Here is a 17,385-nt window from a genome sequence, read left to right as displayed (position 1 = left end):
ACGCCTGCTGTCCCTGAGTCATGCCTTTATCATCGGCTGCTGTGCAGCCTCTTCCAAAGATTTCACCCATGCCCGAATGGCGCGTACTGATTGTTGAGGACGATGTTCCGACGCGGGACTTCTTCGCGGACAGCGTCTCGGGCTGTGGGCAGCTGCATCTGGTCGCCGGCGTGGGCACCTTCGAGGAAGCCCGGGCGCTGATCGAGGACAAGAACCAGGTCATCGATATCCTGCTGACGGACCTGGCGCTGCCCGATGGCAACGGGCTGGACCTGATCCGGCTGGCGGGGCGCTTGCGGCCCTCGTGCGAGGCGCTGGTGATTTCGATGTTTGGCGACGAAGACAGCGTGCTGTCCAGCGTCGAAGCCGGCGCCCTCGGTTACATCCAGAAGGATTTCACGCCGGACAACATTGCGCACACGATTCTGGAGATGAAGGACGGCGCCTCGCCGATCTCGCCGATGATCGCGCGCCGGGTGCTGGCCAAGTACCGTGCGCTGCACCTGGTCGATCAGGCGCCCGCCGCTGCGGCGGCCGGAGCAGGGGTGCGCGGCCCGGGCGAGACGGCTGTCGCTGGCCCCGGCCGTGCGCTGCTGTCCGTGCGGGAGCAGGAAGTCCTGGAGCTGATCGCGCGCGGCTTTTCCTATGCGGAAATTTCAAGACTCAAGAGTGTGAGCGTGCATACCGTCCAGTCCCACATCAAGAACCTCTACACCAAGCTTGCGGTGCACTCCAAAAGCGAGGCGGTTTACGAGGCGACCCGGCTGGGCCTGCTGCAGCCGCCGACGGCGACCGGCTCGCGCTGAGCCGTGGGGGCCTGAAGACATGCGTGTCGGCAGTCTCTGGTGTGGGCTGGTGTGGGCCCTGCTCGGGTGGGGCAGCGCCCAGGCCGAGGTGCAGGAACTGCGCCAGGCCAGGGCCCTCGTCACGCTGCAGGGCGGGGCGCCGGTGCCGTCCAGTGTCGAGCTGCCCTACCACTGGGACCGGCGTCATCCCGGGCTGGCCGGCGCGGCCACCTTTGAAATTGACTTCGGACCGCCGGCCACCAGCGCCAAATCCTATGCCATCTACATACCCAGGCTGGGCAACGCTTATGAAATCTGGCTCAACGGCAATCTGCTGGAAAAAAATGGCGACCTGACAAAGTTCAATGGGGGCGACTACGCCAAGGTGCCACGTTTTGTGCCCGTCGCGACAGATCTCCTGCGGCCCTCCAACCGGCTGTTGATCCATGTCCGCACCGACGTGGGCCGGCGCGGCGGGTTGGCAGCGCCGGTGATGGGGCCGGACGAGGAGGTCAGGCGGCTTTACCGCAGCGACTACAACTGGCGCGCAACCGGAACGCTGGTGGTGGTGGTGCTCAGCTTCATGGTCGGCATGGTGGCGCTGGCCTTGTGGTTCACGCAGACCGACCCGGCGCGGGCCTACCGCGCTGTGCGCGACCCGATGTACCTGCTGGGCGGGCTCGCTGAGCTGTTCTGGACGGTGCGCGTCAGCGATGTGCTGATTGAAAACCCGCCGTTGCCCTGGCCGGCCTGGGGCATGGTGACGGTGATGATGACGGGCGGCTGGCTGACCTGCATGGGAAGTTTTGGCGTGCGGGTGGCCGGCTGGTCCGAGCTCAGGCCGGCGGTCTGGTTCAACCGCATGACCTGGACACTGTTTGCCATGGGCCTGCCACTGATTGCATGGGCACTGGTGTTTGCATCCCCGCATGTGCTGACCGCCTGGTACGGCGCTTACGCACTGACGTTCACCTGCTTTATCGGCTTTTTCAGCTGGCGCGCGCTGCGCAACGCCACGCCGTCACACCGGGTGGTGGCCGCGGCGCTTTTTGTCAATGTGCTGGTGGGCCTGCGCGACTGGTTTGTTTTCCGCATCAGCCCGTCCTACGCCGACAACACCCTGCTGCGTTACTCGTCGGTGCTGTTCGGGCTGGCGTTGGCCTATATCGTGATCACGCGTTTTCGCGAGGTCAGCACCCAGGCGCGCGACCTGATGAACAACCTGTCTTCCCGCATCTCGCAGAAAGAGCGCGAGCTGGGCCAGACCTACCGCCAGGTCGAACAACTGGCGCGCGAGCAGGAGCGGGTCAGCGAGCGCACCCGCATCCTGCGCGACATGCACGACGGCGTGGGCGCGCACCTGAGCGCCGCGATCCGGCAGCTGCAGTCGGGCAAGGCCAGCACCGACGACGTTTTGCAGACGCTGCGTTACACGCTGGACCAGCTCAAGCTGTCCATCGACGCCATGCATTTGCTGCCGGGCGACATCAGCTCGCTGCTGGCCAACCTGCGTTACCGGCTGGAGCCGCGTTTTGCCGCGTCGGACATCGAGCTGCAGTGGGTGGTCGGCAGCCTCGAGCCGGTCGCGCACATGGACGCCAACGCCATGCGCCAGCTGCAGTTCATGGTGTTCGAGGCGCTGTCCAATGTGCTGCAGCATTCGCAGGCGACGACGCTGGCGATCGAGGCCGAAATGGCCGGCGCCGGCGTGTGCCTGCGCGTCGTCGACAACGGACGCGGGTTCGACGCCGCCGCCGCGCCGCGCAAGGGGTTGCTGTCGATGCGTGAGCGGGCAAGCGCGATTGGCGTGGCCGTCGCCATCGAAAGCCGGGCGGGCCGCACGGCCGTTGAAATACGGATTCCGTAACCGGTTTGTTGTGCGATATGCTATGAAATCAGTAGCTATCAGCGCGTATGTATCAAGGGCTAAGCCCTGATTTGACCGCAAAAATCGGAAGACGGGCTCAAGGCAGCGCCGGCGTGTTGCTCGCGGCAATCACGCCGCCGCCCAGGCAGACCTCGCCCTGGTAGAGCACGGCCGACTGGCCGGGCGTCACCGCCCACTGCGGCTGCTCGAAGCGCAGTTCGGCCTGTGTGGCGGAAGCGGTCACCAGCGTGCAGGCGGCGTCGGTCTGCCGGTAGCGCGTTTTGGCGGCCATGGCCCCCAAGGCCGGTGGCGCACCGGCGACCCAGCTGCAGTCCTGCACCTGCACCTGCGTGGACAACAGCCAGGGGTGGTCGTGACCCTGCACCACCCAGAGGGTGTTGGTCGCCATATCCTTGCGCGCCACAAACCAGGGCTCGTGCTCGCCGACACCGCGTTGGCCCAGCGCCTGCACCGCCTTGAGCTCGGCGCCGCGCGCCTTCACGCCGCCAATGCCCAGGCCTTGGCGCTGGCCCAGGGTGTAAAAACTCAGGCCCACATGTTCGCCCAGTACCCGGCCCTGGTCGTTCCTGATTGGCCCCGGCGCCTTGGCGATGTAGCGGTTCAGGAACTCGCGAAAAGGCCGTTCACCGATGAAGCAGATGCCGGTCGAGTCCTTTTTCTTCGCGTTCGGCAGGCCGATCTCGTCGGCGATGCGCCGCACCTCGGTCTTCTTCAGCTCACCGACCGGGAACAGCGTTTTGGACAGCTGCGCCTGGTTCAGCCGGTGCAGGAAATAGCTCTGGTCCTTGGACGGGTCCAGGCCCTTGAGCAGTTCGTGCAGGCCGGTGGCTTCGTTCCTGCGAACGCGGGCATAGTGCCCGGTGGCGATTTTTTCGGCGCCCAGCCGCATCGCGTGGTCCAGAAAGGCCTTGAACTTGATCTCGGCGTTGCACAGGATGTCGGGATTCGGCGTGCGGCCGGCCTGGTACTCGCGCAGGAACTCGGCAAACACCCGGTCCTTGTAGTCGGCGGCAAAGTTGACATGTTCGATGGCGATGCCGATCACGTCGGCCACCGCCGCGGCGTCGACAAAGTCGATGTTGGACGAGCAGAACTCGCTGTCGTCGTCATCTTCCCAGTTCTTCATGAAGATGCCGATGACTTCATGGCCCTGTTGTTTGAGCAGGTGCGCCGTCACCGCGGAGTCCACGCCGCCGCTCAAACCGACAACGATACGTTGCTTGTGCATTGCAGCATTTTAGGTGGTGACGCGATGGGGCGAGCGGCTCAGGGCCTGGCGTCGTAGACGCTGGGGTCGGTGGTCAGCAGGTCCACCGGGTAACGCTTGCCTGCCAGGTAGTCTTCCATGCAGGTCAGCAACAGGGGGCTCCGGTGCAAGTGAGTGCAAGCCCTGATCTCCTCAGGGGTCAGCCACAGGGTGCGCACAATGCCTTCGTCCAGCGCCTGCCCGACCATTTCCTCGCCCAGCGTGCCGCAAAAGGCAAAACGCAGGTAGGTGATGTCCAGCGGGATGTCCTGGCCAGGCACCGGTTTTTCGAAGCGCGACATATAGATACCCACCAGCGACTGCGGCGTGAAGTGAAATGCGGTCTCCTCCAGCGTTTCCCGGGCGCAACCCTGGATCGGGCTTTCGCCCGGGTCCAGGTGGCCGGCCGGATTGTTCAGGCGCAGGCCATCCTGCGTGTGTTCCTCCACCAGCAAAAACCGGCCCTCGCGCTCGATGATGGCGGCGACCGTGACACTGGGTTTCCATCGTGTATTCATCGCAGCATTATCCGTGGGCCGCCTGTGCGCACTGGAGCCTGTGGGACTTCCAGAGAGCAGCGTCCAAAAAAAGGCCAGGAAACTCATGTAAGCTCGCTGACAGGTAACAATTTCACGTAGAACTACTTACGCAACGAGGAGACACCCATGCGAATCGGGGTACCGGCCGAAATCACGGCGGGGGAAACACGCGTTGCCGTCACGCCCGAGACGGCCAAAAAACTAAAAAGCCAGGGCCACACCGTCTGCATCCAGTCGGGTGCCGGCGTGGCCGCCAGCGTGCCCGATGAGGCCTATGTCGCCGCGGGTGCGGAGATCACCGATGCCGCCGGCGCCTATGCGTCCGACATCGTGCTCAAGGTGCGTTGTCCGCTGGACAGCGAGATCGGCCTGGCCCAGGCCGGCACGGTGCTGGTCGGCATGCTCAATCCGTTTGACCCCGCCGGCCTGCAGCGCCTGGCGGGCGCCCAGCTGACCTCGTTTGCCCTGGAAGCCGCGCCGCGCACCAGCCGCGCGCAAAGCATGGACGTGCTCTCGTCGCAGGCCAACATCGCCGGCTACAAGGCCGTGATGATGGCGGCCGACAGCTATCAGCGCTTTTTCCCGATGCTGATGACCGCCGCCGGCACCGTCAAGGCCGCCCGCGTGGTGATCCTGGGCGTTGGTGTGGCCGGCTTGCAGGCGATTGCCACGGCCAAACGCCTGGGCGCGGTGATCGAGGCCAGCGACGTGCGCCCCAGCGTCAAGGAGCAGGTCGAGTCGCTGGGCGGCAAGTTCATCGACGTGCCTTACGAGACCGACGAAGAGCGCGAAGCGGCCGTCGGTGTCGGCGGGTATGCCAAACCCATGCCACCAAGCTGGCTGGAGCGGCAAAAGGCCGAGGTCGCCAAACGCGTGGCCCTGGCCGATGTCGTGATCACCACCGCGCTGATTCCGGGCCGTGCCGCCCCCGTGCTGGTGACCGAAGACATGGTCAAGGCCATGAAGCCGGGCAGCGTGATTGTCGATCTGGCCGCGCCGCAAGGTGGCAACTGCCCGCTGACCGAACCCGGCAAAACCGTGGTCAAACACGGTGTCACGCTGATCGGCGAGACCAATGTGCCGGCGCTGGTCGCCGCCGACGCCAGCGCGCTGTACGCCCGCAACCTGCTGGACTTCCTCAAGCTGGTCATCAGCAAGGAAGGCGCGCTCAACATCGACCTCGAAGACGACATCGTGGCGGCCTGCCTGATGACGCAGGGCGGCGAAGTCAAGCGCAAGTAGTTCCACGCGAAGCCAAGAAGCAATAACCCACTTTCACGGGCCAGGCGGCAGCGCCAGCCCACCAGGAGAAGAAGACCATGGATGCAGTGTCACCCACCATCATCAACCTCATCATCTTCGTGCTGGCCATTTACGTGGGTTACCACGTGGTGTGGACCGTCACGCCCGCCCTGCACACGCCGCTGATGGCGGTGACCAATGCGATTTCGGCCATTGTCATCGTCGGCGCCATGCTGGCCGCCGCGCTGACGGTCACGCCGCTGGGCAAGACCATGGGCGTGCTCGCCGTGGCGCTGGCCGCGGTCAATGTGTTCGGTGGCTTCCTCGTCACGCGCCGCATGCTGGAGATGTTCCGCAAGAAAGAAAAGAAAACAGCTGCCGCTGATGCAGGAGCCGCCAAATGAGCATGAACCTCGTCACGCTGCTGTATCTGGTGGCTTCGGTCTGTTTCATCCAGGCGCTCAAGGGCCTGTCGCATCCCACCAGTTCCATTCGCGGCAACCTGTTCGGCATGGTGGGCATGGCGATCGCCGTCCTGACCACCGGCGCGCTGATCGTGGAAATCTCCGGCGGCAAGGCGTCCGGCATGGTCTACGTGCTGGGTGCCTTGCTGGTCGGCGGCAGCGCCGGCACGATCATGGCCAAACGCGTCGAGATGACCAAGATGCCCGAACTGGTCGCCTTCATGCACAGCATGATCGGCCTGGCCGCGGTGTTCATCGCGGTGGCCGCCATGGCTGAGCCCGACGCCTTCGGCATCGTGGCCGCGGGCCTGCCCACGGCGGCGATTCCGGCCGGCAACCGGCTGGAGCTGTTCCTCGGTGCGGCGATCGGCGCGATCACCTTCAGCGGCTCGGTGATTGCCTTCGGCAAGCTCAGCGGCAAATACAAGTTCCGCCTGTTTCAGGGCGCGCCGGTGACGTTTGCCGGCCAGCACATGATCAACCTGGTGCTGGGCATCGCCACGCTGGCGCTCGGCCTGGTCTTCATGTTCACCGGCAACTGGACGGCCTTTTTTGCGATGCTGGCCCTGTCCTTCGTGCTGGGCGTGCTGATCATCATCCCGATCGGCGGCGCCGACATGCCGGTCGTCGTGTCCATGCTCAACAGCTACTCGGGCTGGGCCGCGGCCGGCATCGGCTTTTCGCTGAACAATGCCATGCTGATCGTGGCCGGCTCGCTGGTCGGCTCGTCCGGTGCCATCCTGTCCTACATCATGTGCAAGGCGATGAACCGCTCCTTCTTCAACGTGATCCTGGGCGGCTTCGGCGGTGAGGCGGGCACGGCAGCCGCCGGCGCCAAGGAGCAGCGTCCGGTCAAGTCCGGCTCGGCCGATGACGCGGCCTTCATCCTGGGCAATGCCGAAACCGTGATCATCGTGCCGGGGTACGGCCTGGCGGTGGCGCGGGCCCAGCATTCGGTCAAGGAGCTCGCGCAAAAACTCACCGACCGCGGTGTCAACGTCAAATACGCGATCCATCCGGTGGCGGGCCGCATGCCCGGCCACATGAACGTGCTGCTGGCGGAGGCCGAGGTGCCTTATGACCAGGTGTTTGAGATGGAAGACATCAACGCCGAGTTCGGCCAGGCCGACGTGGCCATCATCCTGGGGGCCAACGATGTGGTCAACCCGGCGGCCCACGTCAAGGGCAGCGCCATCTACGGCATGCCCATCCTCGAGGCCTACAAGGCCAAAACCGTCATCGTCAACAAACGGTCGATGGCCGCCGGTTACGCCGGCCTGGACAACGAGCTGTTCTACATGGACAAGACCATGATGGTCTTCGGCGACGCGAAAAAGGTCATCGAGGACATGGGCAAGGCGATTGAGTAATTCGTTGCCGTTCGCCGCTTTTTCGGCACAAAAGACATGAATTAGAGGGGCTTCCCTTCTGATTTGGCCGTTTCCTAGGGAAAACGCAATAGCCCCGCAGAGGGTCGCGCCACGACAATCCGTGGCAGTTGTTCAATCGTCATCTGGAGAAGACAAGCATGAATGCAGCCACCCTCGACCGTCCCTGGCTGAGCGCCTATCCGCCGGGCGTGCCGACCGATATCGATGCGTCCCAATACGCTTCACTGGTAGCGCTGATGGAAGAAAGTTTTTCCAAAAACGCTTCGGCCGTGGCCTACAGCTTCATGGGCAAGGACATCACCTTCGGCCAGACCGACAGCCTGTCGCAGGCTTTTGCCGCCTACCTGCAGGGCTTGGGGCTGGTCAAGGGCGATCGCGTCGCCATCATGATGCCCAATGTGCCGCAGTACCCGGTCACGGTGGCGGCCATCCTGCGCGCCGGTTATGTGGTTGTCAACGTCAATCCCCTGTACACGCCGCGAGAGCTGGAGCACCAGCTCAAGGATTCGGGCTCCAAGGCGATCGTCATCATCGAAAACTTCGCCAACACGCTGGAACAGTGCATTGCGAATACGCCGGTCAAGCATGTGGTGCTCACGGCCATGGGCGACCAGCTCGGCGTGCTCAAGGGTGCGCTGGTCAACTACGTGGTTCGCAACGTCAAGAAAATGGTGCCGACCTTCAATTTGCCGGGGGCCGTGCGTTTCAATGACGCGGTGGCCCAGGGGACGCGCGGCAGCCTCAAGCGGCCCGACATCAAGCCTGACGACGTGGCGGTGTTGCAGTACACCGGCGGCACCACCGGTGTTTCCAAGGGCGCCGTGCTGTTGCACCGCAATGTGATTGCCAACGTGCTTCAGTCCGAAGCCTGGAACGGCCCGGCCATGGCCGGCATGGAGGCGGGTGTGCAGCCGACCTATGTCTGCGCGCTGCCGCTGTACCATATCTTCGCGTTCACCGTGAACATGATGCTGGGCATGCGCACCGGCGGCAAGAACATCCTGATCCCGAACCCGCGCGACCTGCCGGCCGTGCTCAAGGAGCTGTCCAAACACAAGGTGCACAGCTTCCCGGCGGTCAACACGCTGTTCAACGGCCTGGCCAACCATCCCGACTTCAACACCGTGGACTGGTCGCACCTGAAGGTGTCGCTGGGCGGCGGCATGGCGGTGCAAAGCGCGGTGGCCAAGCTTTGGCTGGAAAAAACCGGTTGCCCGATCTGTGAAGGCTACGGCCTCTCGGAAACCTCGCCGTCGGCCAGTTGCAACCCGACCAACAGCAAGGTCTTCACCGGCACCATTGGTGTACCGATTCCCAGTACTTATTTCAAGCTGCTCGACGACGACGGCAACGAGGTGCCGCCCGGCCAGCCCGGCGAGATCGCCATCAAGGGCCCGCAGGTCATGGCCGGCTACTGGCAGCGCCCTGACGAAACCGCGAAGGTCATGACGCCGGACGGTTACTTCAAGTCGGGCGATATCGGTGTGGTCGACGAGCGCGGCTTCTTCAAGATCGTGGACCGCAAGAAGGACATGATTCTGGTCAGCGGTTTCAATGTCTACCCGAACGAGGTCGAAGACGTGGTCTCCGGCATGGACGGCGTGATGGAGTGCGCCTGCGTCGGGGTGGCGGACGACAAGTCGGGCGAGGCCGTCAAGCTGGTCATCGTCAAGAAGAACCCGGACCTGACCGAAGCCCAGGTGCGCGAGTTCTGCAAGACCAACCTGACCGGTTACAAGCAGCCCAAGGTGGTCGAGTTCCGCACCGAACTGCCGAAAACTCCGGTCGGCAAGATCCTGCGCCGGGAATTGCGCGACAAGAAGTAGCGCAGGCCCGGCAGGTGAAAAAAGGCGGCTCCGGCTGCCTTTTTTCTGGTGCGGCCATATGGACGGGCACCCGTTCGGGCAAACTTGCAGCCATGAAACCTACCGCCATCCTGAGCGCCCTCGCCGAAGAACAGCGGGGTCTGCTGGAGCTGCTGCAGCGGCCGCAGAAAATCCGCCATGCCGGCCGCGACTTCTGGCAGGGTGAGCTGCATGGCCAGCCCGTGGTGCTGGCGTTGTCAAAAATTGGCAAGGTGGCCGCTGCCACCACGGCGACGGCGCTGATCGAGCGTTTCGGTGTGGGCCGCGTGGTGTTCACCGGCGTGGCCGGCGGGCTGGGCGAGGGCGTGCAGGTCGGTGATGTGGTGGTGGCGACCGATTTCCTGCAGCACGACCTCGACGTCTCGCCGCTTTTTCCGCGCTACGAGGTGCCGTTTTACGGGAAAGCCCGGTTCGACGGTGACACGGCCCTGACCGCGCTGCTCTACGCGGCGGCCTGCGCCGCGCTGGCCCCGGTGGACGCGGACCGGTCCGCGCAGCGCTTTCCGCAGGCCCGCGTCCACCAGGGCCTGCTGGCCAGCGGTGACCGGTTTGTCTCGGGTTCCGCCGAGTCGCAGGCCCTGCAGGCCGTGCTGGCCGGCGCCGGGCACGCGGTGCTGGCCGTCGAGATGGAGGGCGCCGCCGTGGCCCAGGTCTGCCTGGATTACGGCGTGCCTTTTGCCGCCATGCGCACGATTTCAGACCGGGCCGATGACAGCGCCCATGTGGATTTCTCCCGCTTTGTGGACCAGGTGGCCAGCCATTACGCGCAGGCCATTGTTGAGCGGTTTCTGCTTTCGCTATCAATAAAGTAGCTGGTGGCGCCCGTCACGCAAGGGATTGCTGCCGATTTAACTGGCAAGCGCCGGACGGACTGCCGCGAGCAGCCGTGTGGACTCTTCAGACCAGCAGGGGCCGCGGATCTGGCTCTGCCAGTCCGCAGGCGCGGCGGCCCCCTCGGGGGCAGGGAGCTACACGCAGTGAGCGACCGTGGGGGCTATTTCAACCAGCCGCGTCGCCGGAAGTACCACATCGGCACCACCGCACTCGCCGCCATCAGGACCAGCGCATACGGGTAACCCAGCGCCCAGTCGAGTTCCGGCATCAGCTTGAAGTTCATGCCGTACACGCTGGCGATCAGCGTGGGCGGCAGCAGGGCGACGCTGGCCACCGAGAAGATCTTGATGATCTTGTTCTGGTTGATGTTGATGAAACCGACCGTGGCGTCCATCAGGAAGTTGATCTTGTCGAAAAGAAAAGCCGTGTGGGAGTCCAGCGAGTCGATGTCGCGCAGGATCTGGCGCGCCTCCTCGAACTGTTCGCTGTTGAGCATCTTGCTGCGCATCATGAAGCTCACGGCGCGGCGCGTGTCCATCACATTGCGGCGGATGCGCCCGCTCAGGTCCTCGTGGCGGGCGATGGCGCCCAGCACCTCGCCGGCCATCACGTCCGTCACATCGCCGGACAACACCTTGGTGCTGACCTTTTCAAGGTCGATGTAAATGCCTTCCAGGGTATCGGCCGAGTATTCGGCATCGGCGTCGAACAGCTTGAGCAGCACTTCCTTGGCGTCCTCGATCAGGCCCGGGGCCCGGCGCGCGCGCATGCGCAGCAGGCGGAACACCGGCACGTCCTCGTCGTGGATCGAAAACAGCACCCCCTTGCTCTTGAGGTTGTCATTGACCAGGTTCAGGATGAAGGCCACCCGCACGGTGCGGGGCTCCTCGTCGTCGGCAATCAGGAAGTCCGAGCGGATGTGCAGCTCGCCGTTGTCTTCTTCGTAAAAGCGCGCCGACTCCTCGATGTCCTCGTCCATCACGTCTTCGGGAATCGACAGGCCGTAATACTGCTTGATCCAGCGTTTTTCTTCCAGCGTGGGTGACTCCAGGTCCACCCAGATCGGCTGGAACCGGGACAGCTCCTCCAGCGATTCGATCTCTTCCTGGAACAGGCGCCCGTTGGCGAGCGTGAAAATATTGAGCATGACTGGCTCCCAATCGGTTTGGGGGCGCCGGCACCGGGCAGGCGTCTGCCCGGCGTTGGCGGGGTTGTGGATGGTGGCATCGCTTTCAACCCCGGGATGACGCTGGCGTCAGTCTGCGGTGCTGAAAGCTAGCGACTGGGGCTGCTTTCCAAGGATTTCTCCGTATTGACCAAGCTGCGATTATGGCATTTTGGCCCGGATTTCACTACCTGTTCCGGCCCACCGCCAGGTTCCCGCCGGGGGGCAAGGACCTTTTCCGACCGTTTCATTTTTTGTTGTGATGCACGGTTGCGTTTACCCCGGTTCGGGCGCATAGTGAAAACAAGAGAGTTGTCCGTCCGCCGCCCGGCAGGCCTGCCAAAGCGGTGTTTTTAACCCCCCTCCAGCCATGGAAAAGGAGTCTCTTTATGAATTTGACGATCAGCGGTCACCACCTTGAAGTTACCCCCGCCTTGCGCGGTTACGTGACCAGCAAGCTGGATCGGATTACGCGGCATTTTGATCAGGTGGTGGATGTGAAGGTCCTGTTGACGGTGGATAACATGAAGGAAAAGGAGTTGCGCCAGAGAGCCGAGTGCAATGTGCATGTCAAGGGACGTGACCTGTTCGCCGAAAGTTCGCATGCTGACCTGTATGCAGCGGTTGATGAACTCGCTGACAAGCTGGACCGCCAGGTCGGCCGCTACAAGACCAAAACCCAGGATCACCACCATGTGACTGCCAAGCGGGAGATGTGAGCGACGCCGCAGGCGGCGGCTGGCGGAAAATGCCACCCCGTGCTGCCTCCAGATCCCCCTCCGGAAGGCCGCCTGTGCCCTCAGGCGGCTTTTTTATGGGCCGGATGGCCGCCATGCACACGAAAGTGCATAATTCGGCGACTCTAACCTTGTTATGAACCGTCTTTCGCAAATATTGCCCCCTACCCAGGTTCTGGTCAGTGTCGAGGCCACCAGCAAGAAGCGTGCTTTTGAAGAAGCCGGCCTGCTGTTTGAAAACCTGCATGGCCTGAACCGGGCGCTGATCACCGACAGCCTCTTCGCGCGTGAGCGTCTGGGCTCGACTGGGCTGGGCCATGGCGTGGCGATTCCGCACGGACGCATCAAGGGCCTGAAAGCCCCGATGGCGGCGGTGTTCCAGCTGCACGCCCCGATCGGCTTTGACGCGCCTGACGAGCAGGCCGTGGGCTTGCTGATTTTCCTGCTGGTGCCCGAAGCGGCCACCCAGAAACACCTCGAGATTCTGTCCGAAATCGCCGAACTGCTCAGCGACAGCGCCCTGCGCGAGCGGCTCAAAGCCAGCACCGACGCGGCTGCGCTGCACCAGCTGATTGCCTCCTGGCGGTCCAGCCACGCTGTCAGCCCCTGACCCGCCCGCGTGACCGTGACGCAGATTTTCCCCTCCCCCGCGGCATGAAGCCCACCGTCGTCAGCGCCGACGTCCTGTTTGAGGACCACCGCGCCGCGCTGAAGTGGGAATGGGTGGCCGGGCTGGGCGCCTCGGAACGGCGCTTCGACGAGGTCGCCGTGCGGGCGGCCCGTTCCGGCGCCGACCTGGTCGGCTACCTCAATTACATCCACCCCTACCGGGTGCAGCTGCTCGGCGAGCGCGAAGTGGCCTACCTGAGCCGGGGCTCCCCCGAAGACTGCGCCCGCCGCATTGCGCGCATCGTCACCCTGGAGCCGCCGGTACTGATCATTGCCGACGGCCAGGTGGCGCCCGACACGCTGCTGTCCATGTGCGAGCGCGCCCAGATACCCATGTTTGCCACGAAGGAATCGGCTGCGTTTGTGATCGACGTGCTGCGGGCCTACCTGTCCAAACATTTTGCCGACCGGACCTCCATGCACGGCGTGTTCATGGACATCCTCGGCGTGGGCCTGATGATCACCGGCGAATCGGGTCTCGGCAAAAGCGAGCTGGGCCTGGAGCTGATCTCGCGCGGGCACGGCCTGGTGGCCGATGACGCGGTGGACCTGTACCGCATCAACCAGACCACCATCGAGGGCCGCTGCCCGGAACTGCTGCAGAACCTGCTCGAAGTGCGCGGCATCGGCCTGCTCGACATCAAGGCGATTTTTGGCGAGACGGCGGTGCGGCGCAAGATGCGGCTCAAGCTCATCGTGCACCTGGTGCGGCGCGAAACGCTGGAGCGCGAGTACGAGCGCATCCCCTATGAGCCGCTGACCCAGGACGTGCTGGGCATTCCGGTGCGCAAGGTGATCATCCAGGTGGTGGCCGGGCGCAACATCGCGGTGCTGGTCGAGGCCGCGGTGCGCAATGTCATCCTGCAGCTGCGCGGCATCGACACCTACCAGGAGTTTGTCGAACGCCACCGCCAGGCCATGGAGCGGGGCGGCTGAATAGCCCCCACGGTCGCTCACTGCGTGTAGCTCTCTTGCCCCCCGAGGGGGCCGTTGCGCCTGCGGCCCGGCCCTTCGACAAACTCAGGACAGGCCAAGGCCGGTTCCGCGGCCCCTGCTTGAATTGAGAGCACCTGCGCTCGCCCACTTCGTGAGCGGCCCGGCGCGAAACCCTCGCCTCATATTTTGCTATTGAATTAATAGCTGTTTGCACCCGCCAGTCAGGGGCTGCCGCCCATTTCCATCAAAAATCAGCCGTGGTGCGGATGCCGTGGCGACACGGGACGGTTCGGGCACTTGTCCTTGGTGCAGTTGGCATACATCGACAGCGAATGGTCGGCGATCGCAAAACCCTTGGCCTTGGCGACCGCGTGCTGGCGCTTTTCGATTTCCGCGTCGTAAAACTCCTCGACCTTGCCGCAATCGAGGCACACCAGGTGGTCATGGTGCTGGCCTTCGTTGATTTCATAGACGGCCTTGCCGGATTCGAAATTGCTGCGGTTGAGCAGGCCGGCCTGCTCAAACTGGGTCAACACGCGGTAAACCGTGGCCAGCCCGATGTCGGACCGGTCTTCCAGCAGCACCCGGAAAACATCTTCCGCCGTCATGTGCCGCTGCTTGCCGGCCTGGAAAATCTCCAGGATCTTCAGGCGCGGCAGGGTGGCTTTCAGTCCGGTGTTCTTGAGTTCGTCGATGTTGCTCATGGGGGAGGCTTCCTGAGGAAAAGGGGCCGCAGTCGGGGCCTGTGCAGGCTCGGCATTCAGGGGCGGGAGGCGCGTACGCGGCGGCACCCTGCCGCTACAATGGCCAATCATATCGCTACACCTCCCTACTATGTCAGCCATGCGTGCAAATTACCGTCGCGGCCTCCACACCGCTTTCGCCGTCCTGGCCTGCGCCGGACTGGCTGCCTGCGGCAGCAGCAAGGGCGTGACCGGGGGCTTGAGCGAAAGCAAAATCAACCCCGTCAACTGGATCACGCCCTACAAGGTCGAGGTTGTCCAGGGCAACTTCGTCTCCAGGGAACAGGTCGAGCTGCTCAAGCCCGGCATGTCCCGCGACCAGGTGCGCCAGGTGCTGGGCACACCGCTGCTGGCCAGCGTGTTCCATGCGGACCGATGGGACTATGTGTTTACCCTGAAGCGCCAGGGCGTGGAGCCGCAGGCACTCAGGCTCACGGTCTTTTTCAAGGGTGAGGCCCTCGAGCGGTTCGAGGGCGACACCATGCCCAGCGAGTCGGATTTCGTCGCCAAGCTGGACTCCCGCCGCAAGCTCGGCAAGGTGCCGGTGCTGGAGCTGACCGAAGAGCAGCTCAAGGCCGCCGAAAAGAAGCCGGCCGCGACGGCCACCACCACCCCGCCAACACCCGCCGTGTCCGCGCCGTCGGCCGCCAGCTACCCTCCGCTGGAAAGCCCGGCCCGGTGAGCGTACTGCAGCAGGCCCCTCTGCGCATCGCGGTGGCCGGCGCCAGCGGCCGCATGGGCCAGATGCTGGTCGAGGCGGTGCGCACCAGCGGCGACTGCCAGCTGAGCGGCGCGCTGGATGTGGCCACCAGCCCGGCTCTGGGAAGCGATGCCGCGGCCTTCCTCGGACAGGCCAGCGGCGTCATGATCACCGCCGACCTGGCCGCCGGTCTGGGCGGCGCCCAGGTGCTGATCGATTTCACCCGCCCCGAAGGCACAATGGCCCACCTGGCCCAATGCCGCGAACTCGGCGTCAAGCTGGTGATCGGCACGACCGGATTTTCCGACGCGCAAAAAGCCGACATCGCCGCTGCCGCCAGGGACATCGCCATCGTCATGGCGCCCAACATGAGTGTGGGGGTGAACGTCACGCTCAAGCTGCTCGAAATGGCCGCCAAAGCCCTGAACACCGGCTACGACATCGAAATCATCGAGGCCCACCACCGGCACAAGGTCGATGCGCCGTCCGGCACCGCGCTGAAAATGGGCGAGGTGATCGCCGGCGCGCTGGGTCGCGACCTCAAGGACTGCGCGGTGTACGCCCGCGAAGGCGTGACCGGCGAGCGTGACCCCTCGTCCATCGGTTTTGCGACGATTCGCGGCGGCGACATTGTCGGTGACCACACCGTGCTGTTTGCCGGTACCGGCGAACGTATTGAAATCACCCACAAATCCTCCAGCCGCGCCACCTACGCCCAGGGCAGCCTGCGGGCCGCGCGTTTTCTGGCCGGCAAATCGGCTGGCCTGTTCGACATGTTCGATGTGCTCAGTTTGAAGTGAACCCATGAACGTGCTCGCGCTGATCACCCAGGGCGATGCCGTGACCGGGCTCGTGGCAGTGTTGTTGCTGGCGATGTCGGTGGCCAGCTGGGTCGTGATTGTCTGGAAAACCTGGCTGCTCCAGCGGGCAGCCGGCGATGTGGCGCGCAGCACGGCGGTGTTCTGGCAGTCCGCCTCTGTCGAGGAGGCCCAGCCCAAGGTGGCTGCTTTCGACCGCGAGGCACTGGTGCTGCCCCTGATCGCCGCCACTAGGCTGCAGGCCGGCGGCACGCTGGCCTCGGCCGGCGACAGGTCCCAGCAGCTGACGCGGGTCCTGCGCGATGCGCTGCACGCGGTGCTGCACAAGCTGCAGTACGGCCAGGTCCTGCTTGCCACCGTCGGTTCCACCGCGCCCTTTGTCGGCCTGCTGGGCACCGTCTGGGGCATTTACCACGCGCTGACCGGCATTGCCGCGGCCGGCCAGATCACCATTGACAAGGTGTCCGGCCCGGTCGGCGAGGCGCTGATCATGACCGCCGCCGGCCTGGCCGTGGCCATCCCGGCGGTGCTGGCCTACAACATCTTCGGCCGCAACATCGGCCGCATCGAGGCTGACCTGGAAGGGTTTGCCTATGATTTGCGCGAGCTGTTACTCAGTCGCAAAGACTGACCATGTGCACCATTGCCTGCCAAGTACCCGGCGCGGAAGGCCATTTTCCGCCGGGCCGTCCCAAGGAATATGACGGCCCCCTCGGGGGACAGCGCAGTACGCAAAGCGACAAGCGTGGGAGTTCCCTCTCCACCAGCCGGGGCCGCGGAACCGGCTTCGCCGGGCCGCAGGCGCAGCGCCCCCTCGGGGGGCAGCGCAGTACGCGAAGCGACAAGCGTGGGGGCCATTTGTCATGAGCTTCGGCCGCCTTGAACGCACCCAGGGCGCCCAGCCCATGAGCGAGATCAACGTCACCCCGCTGGTGGACGTGATGCTGGTGCTGGTGGTGATCTTCATCATCACCGCGCCCCTGCTGGCCAGCTCGATCAAGCTGGACCTGCCCAAAAGTGACGCCGCGCGGCCAAACGAGGCGCCGAAATACGTCACGCTGGTGGTCGACAAGGCCGGCCAGGCTTTTCTGAATGACCAGCCGGTCTCCAGCGACCAGCTGGACCAGCGCCTCAGGCAAAGCGCTGCGCTGAACCCCGACACCGAAGTGCAACTGCGTGCCGACGAGGCCGTGCCTTATGGCCGCATCGTCGAGGTTATGGGCATCGCGCAAAAAGCCGGCCTGAACCGCATCGGCTTCGTGGCGAACGCCCCCGCCACCGCGACGCCAGCCCCTGCGACCCGGCCCTGAAGGCGCTCCAGCGGGGCAAGCCCGGTCCAGCGCCTAAAATCCCTGCAACCGGC

Annotated in this window: 18 protein-coding genes; 14 read left to right on the top strand and 4 right to left on the bottom strand. The window is 64.4% G+C overall.

The features are described 5' to 3' along the window. The first annotated feature begins 68 nt into the window (after positions 1-68). The gene (locus B7G52_RS04965) at positions 69-806 is read left to right on the top strand and encodes a response regulator transcription factor (protein WP_096696533.1); all 738 of its coding nucleotides are present in this window, start codon (positions 69-71) and stop codon (positions 804-806) included. Positions 807-825: 19 nt separating this feature from the next. Beyond that, positions 826-2,652 carry a histidine kinase gene (locus B7G52_RS04960; RefSeq protein WP_096696532.1) on the top strand — a complete coding sequence of 609 codons (1,827 nt, stop codon included), beginning with the start codon at positions 826-828 and terminating at the stop codon, positions 2,650-2,652. Positions 2,653-2,749: 97 nt separating this feature from the next. Here the strand turns inward: B7G52_RS04960 and mnmA are convergent, their stop codons facing one another. Both mnmA and B7G52_RS04950 read right to left on the bottom strand, forming a co-directional pair. Beyond that, the gene (gene mnmA, locus B7G52_RS04955) at positions 2,750-3,901 is read right to left on the bottom strand and encodes a tRNA 2-thiouridine(34) synthase MnmA (protein WP_096696531.1); all 1,152 of its coding nucleotides are present in this window, start codon (positions 3,899-3,901) and stop codon (positions 2,750-2,752) included. 38 nt (positions 3,902-3,939) lie between these two features. Beyond that, positions 3,940-4,437 (bottom strand): NUDIX hydrolase, encoded by a 498-nt coding sequence (locus B7G52_RS04950; RefSeq protein WP_096696530.1) that lies wholly within the window; start codon positions 4,435-4,437, stop codon positions 3,940-3,942. Between the two features lie 147 nt (positions 4,438-4,584). Here B7G52_RS04950 and B7G52_RS04945 point away from each other — a divergent pair, with 147 nt between their 5' ends. The 5 genes from B7G52_RS04945 to B7G52_RS04925 all read left to right on the top strand — a co-directional run bounded on the left by B7G52_RS04945 (position 4,585) and on the right by B7G52_RS04925 (position 10,232). After that, positions 4,585-5,700, top strand: a complete 1,116-nt coding sequence (locus B7G52_RS04945) for a Re/Si-specific NAD(P)(+) transhydrogenase subunit alpha (RefSeq protein ID WP_096696529.1) — start codon at positions 4,585-4,587, stop codon at positions 5,698-5,700. Between the two features lie 77 nt (positions 5,701-5,777). Next, positions 5,778-6,104: an NAD(P) transhydrogenase subunit alpha gene (locus B7G52_RS04940; protein ID WP_096667566.1), complete on the top strand. Its 327-nt coding sequence runs from the start codon at positions 5,778-5,780 to the stop codon at positions 6,102-6,104. After that, positions 6,101-7,534: an NAD(P)(+) transhydrogenase (Re/Si-specific) subunit beta gene (locus B7G52_RS04935; RefSeq protein ID WP_096696528.1), complete on the top strand. Its 1,434-nt coding sequence runs from the start codon at positions 6,101-6,103 to the stop codon at positions 7,532-7,534. Before B7G52_RS04940 ends, B7G52_RS04935 begins: the two co-directional genes overlap by 4 nt. Before the next feature lie 158 nt (positions 7,535-7,692). Further along, a complete protein-coding gene (locus B7G52_RS04930) occupies positions 7,693-9,381 on the top strand; it encodes a long-chain-fatty-acid--CoA ligase (RefSeq protein ID WP_096696527.1) in 1,689 nt (562 codons plus the stop codon). A 92-nt stretch (positions 9,382-9,473) separates the two neighbouring features. Next, a complete protein-coding gene (locus B7G52_RS04925) occupies positions 9,474-10,232 on the top strand; it encodes a 5'-methylthioadenosine/adenosylhomocysteine nucleosidase (protein ID WP_096696526.1) in 759 nt (252 codons plus the stop codon). Between the two features lie 182 nt (positions 10,233-10,414). Here the strand turns inward: B7G52_RS04925 and corA are convergent, their stop codons facing one another. Next, entirely contained in the window at positions 10,415-11,401 is a 987-nt protein-coding gene (gene corA / locus B7G52_RS04920; protein ID WP_096667574.1) for a magnesium/cobalt transporter CorA, read from the bottom strand. A gap of 407 nt (positions 11,402-11,808) precedes the next feature. On the opposite strand from corA, the gene hpf reads away from it, so the two are divergent. From hpf to hprK, 3 genes are all read left to right on the top strand, one after another. Further along, the gene (gene hpf, locus B7G52_RS04915; RefSeq protein WP_096667575.1) at positions 11,809-12,138 is read left to right on the top strand and encodes a ribosome hibernation-promoting factor, HPF/YfiA family; all 330 of its coding nucleotides are present in this window, start codon (positions 11,809-11,811) and stop codon (positions 12,136-12,138) included. Positions 12,139-12,292: 154 nt separating this feature from the next. After that, positions 12,293-12,766 (top strand): PTS IIA-like nitrogen regulatory protein PtsN, encoded by a 474-nt coding sequence (ptsN, locus tag B7G52_RS04910; protein ID WP_096696525.1) that lies wholly within the window; start codon positions 12,293-12,295, stop codon positions 12,764-12,766. A gap of 44 nt (positions 12,767-12,810) precedes the next feature. Then, positions 12,811-13,761: an HPr(Ser) kinase/phosphatase gene (gene hprK, locus B7G52_RS04905; protein WP_096696524.1), complete on the top strand. Its 951-nt coding sequence runs from the start codon at positions 12,811-12,813 to the stop codon at positions 13,759-13,761. A 251-nt stretch (positions 13,762-14,012) separates the two neighbouring features. Here hprK and fur read toward each other — a convergent pair whose 3' ends face one another. Continuing rightward, on the bottom strand, positions 14,013-14,465 hold the full coding sequence (gene fur / locus B7G52_RS04900) for a ferric iron uptake transcriptional regulator (RefSeq protein ID WP_096696523.1): 453 nt from the start codon (positions 14,463-14,465) through the stop codon (positions 14,013-14,015). A 139-nt stretch (positions 14,466-14,604) separates the two neighbouring features. Here fur and B7G52_RS04895 point away from each other — a divergent pair, with 139 nt between their 5' ends. From B7G52_RS04895 to B7G52_RS04880, 4 genes are all read left to right on the top strand, one after another. Next, complete coding sequence (locus tag B7G52_RS04895) at positions 14,605-15,186, top strand: outer membrane protein assembly factor BamE (protein WP_096696522.1); 582 nt, start codon at positions 14,605-14,607, stop codon at positions 15,184-15,186. Further along, the gene (gene dapB, locus B7G52_RS04890; RefSeq protein ID WP_371328994.1) at positions 15,183-16,004 is read left to right on the top strand and encodes a 4-hydroxy-tetrahydrodipicolinate reductase; all 822 of its coding nucleotides are present in this window, start codon (positions 15,183-15,185) and stop codon (positions 16,002-16,004) included. The genes B7G52_RS04895 and dapB overlap by 4 nt, the downstream gene beginning before the upstream one ends. A 4-nt stretch (positions 16,005-16,008) precedes the next feature. After that, on the top strand, positions 16,009-16,653 hold the full coding sequence (locus B7G52_RS04885) for a MotA/TolQ/ExbB proton channel family protein (protein ID WP_096696521.1): 645 nt from the start codon (positions 16,009-16,011) through the stop codon (positions 16,651-16,653). Positions 16,654-16,885: 232 nt separating this feature from the next. Further along, positions 16,886-17,332, top strand: a complete 447-nt coding sequence (locus B7G52_RS04880; protein ID WP_096696520.1) for a biopolymer transporter ExbD — start codon at positions 16,886-16,888, stop codon at positions 17,330-17,332. The last annotated feature ends 53 nt before the right edge of the window (positions 17,333-17,385 follow it).

The sequence above is a fragment of the Polaromonas sp. AER18D-145 genome (assembly GCF_002379095.1).
GTDB lineage: Bacteria > Pseudomonadota > Gammaproteobacteria > Burkholderiales > Burkholderiaceae_C > Polaromonas.
The sequence above is the reverse complement of the archived record's forward strand: the minus strand, read 5'-3'. Positions and strand labels throughout refer to the sequence as shown.

Coding starts and splice junctions, on each gene's coding strand:
- B7G52_RS04925 (WP_096696526.1), top strand. CDS start 9,474: ATGAAACCTACCGCCATCCTGAGCGCCCTCGCCGAAGAACAGCGGGGT.
- ptsN (WP_096696525.1), top strand. CDS start 12,293: ATGAACCGTCTTTCGCAAATATTGCCCCCTACCCAGGTTCTGGTCAGT.
- B7G52_RS04940 (WP_096667566.1), top strand. CDS start 5,778: ATGGATGCAGTGTCACCCACCATCATCAACCTCATCATCTTCGTGCTG.
- hprK (WP_096696524.1), top strand. CDS start 12,811: ATGAAGCCCACCGTCGTCAGCGCCGACGTCCTGTTTGAGGACCACCGC.
- B7G52_RS04880 (WP_096696520.1), top strand. CDS start 16,886: ATGAGCTTCGGCCGCCTTGAACGCACCCAGGGCGCCCAGCCCATGAGC.
- hpf (WP_096667575.1), top strand. CDS start 11,809: ATGAATTTGACGATCAGCGGTCACCACCTTGAAGTTACCCCCGCCTTG.
- fur (WP_096696523.1), bottom strand. CDS start 14,465: ATGAGCAACATCGACGAACTCAAGAACACCGGACTGAAAGCCACCCTG.
- mnmA (WP_096696531.1), bottom strand. CDS start 3,901: ATGCACAAGCAACGTATCGTTGTCGGTTTGAGCGGCGGCGTGGACTCC.
- B7G52_RS04885 (WP_096696521.1), top strand. CDS start 16,009: ATGAACGTGCTCGCGCTGATCACCCAGGGCGATGCCGTGACCGGGCTC.
- B7G52_RS04935 (WP_096696528.1), top strand. CDS start 6,101: ATGAGCATGAACCTCGTCACGCTGCTGTATCTGGTGGCTTCGGTCTGT.
- B7G52_RS04930 (WP_096696527.1), top strand. CDS start 7,693: ATGAATGCAGCCACCCTCGACCGTCCCTGGCTGAGCGCCTATCCGCCG.
- corA (WP_096667574.1), bottom strand. CDS start 11,401: ATGCTCAATATTTTCACGCTCGCCAACGGGCGCCTGTTCCAGGAAGAG.
- B7G52_RS04950 (WP_096696530.1), bottom strand. CDS start 4,437: ATGAATACACGATGGAAACCCAGTGTCACGGTCGCCGCCATCATCGAG.
- B7G52_RS04895 (WP_096696522.1), top strand. CDS start 14,605: ATGCGTGCAAATTACCGTCGCGGCCTCCACACCGCTTTCGCCGTCCTG.
- B7G52_RS04965 (WP_096696533.1), top strand. CDS start 69: ATGCCCGAATGGCGCGTACTGATTGTTGAGGACGATGTTCCGACGCGG.
- B7G52_RS04960 (WP_096696532.1), top strand. CDS start 826: ATGCGTGTCGGCAGTCTCTGGTGTGGGCTGGTGTGGGCCCTGCTCGGG.
- B7G52_RS04945 (WP_096696529.1), top strand. CDS start 4,585: ATGCGAATCGGGGTACCGGCCGAAATCACGGCGGGGGAAACACGCGTT.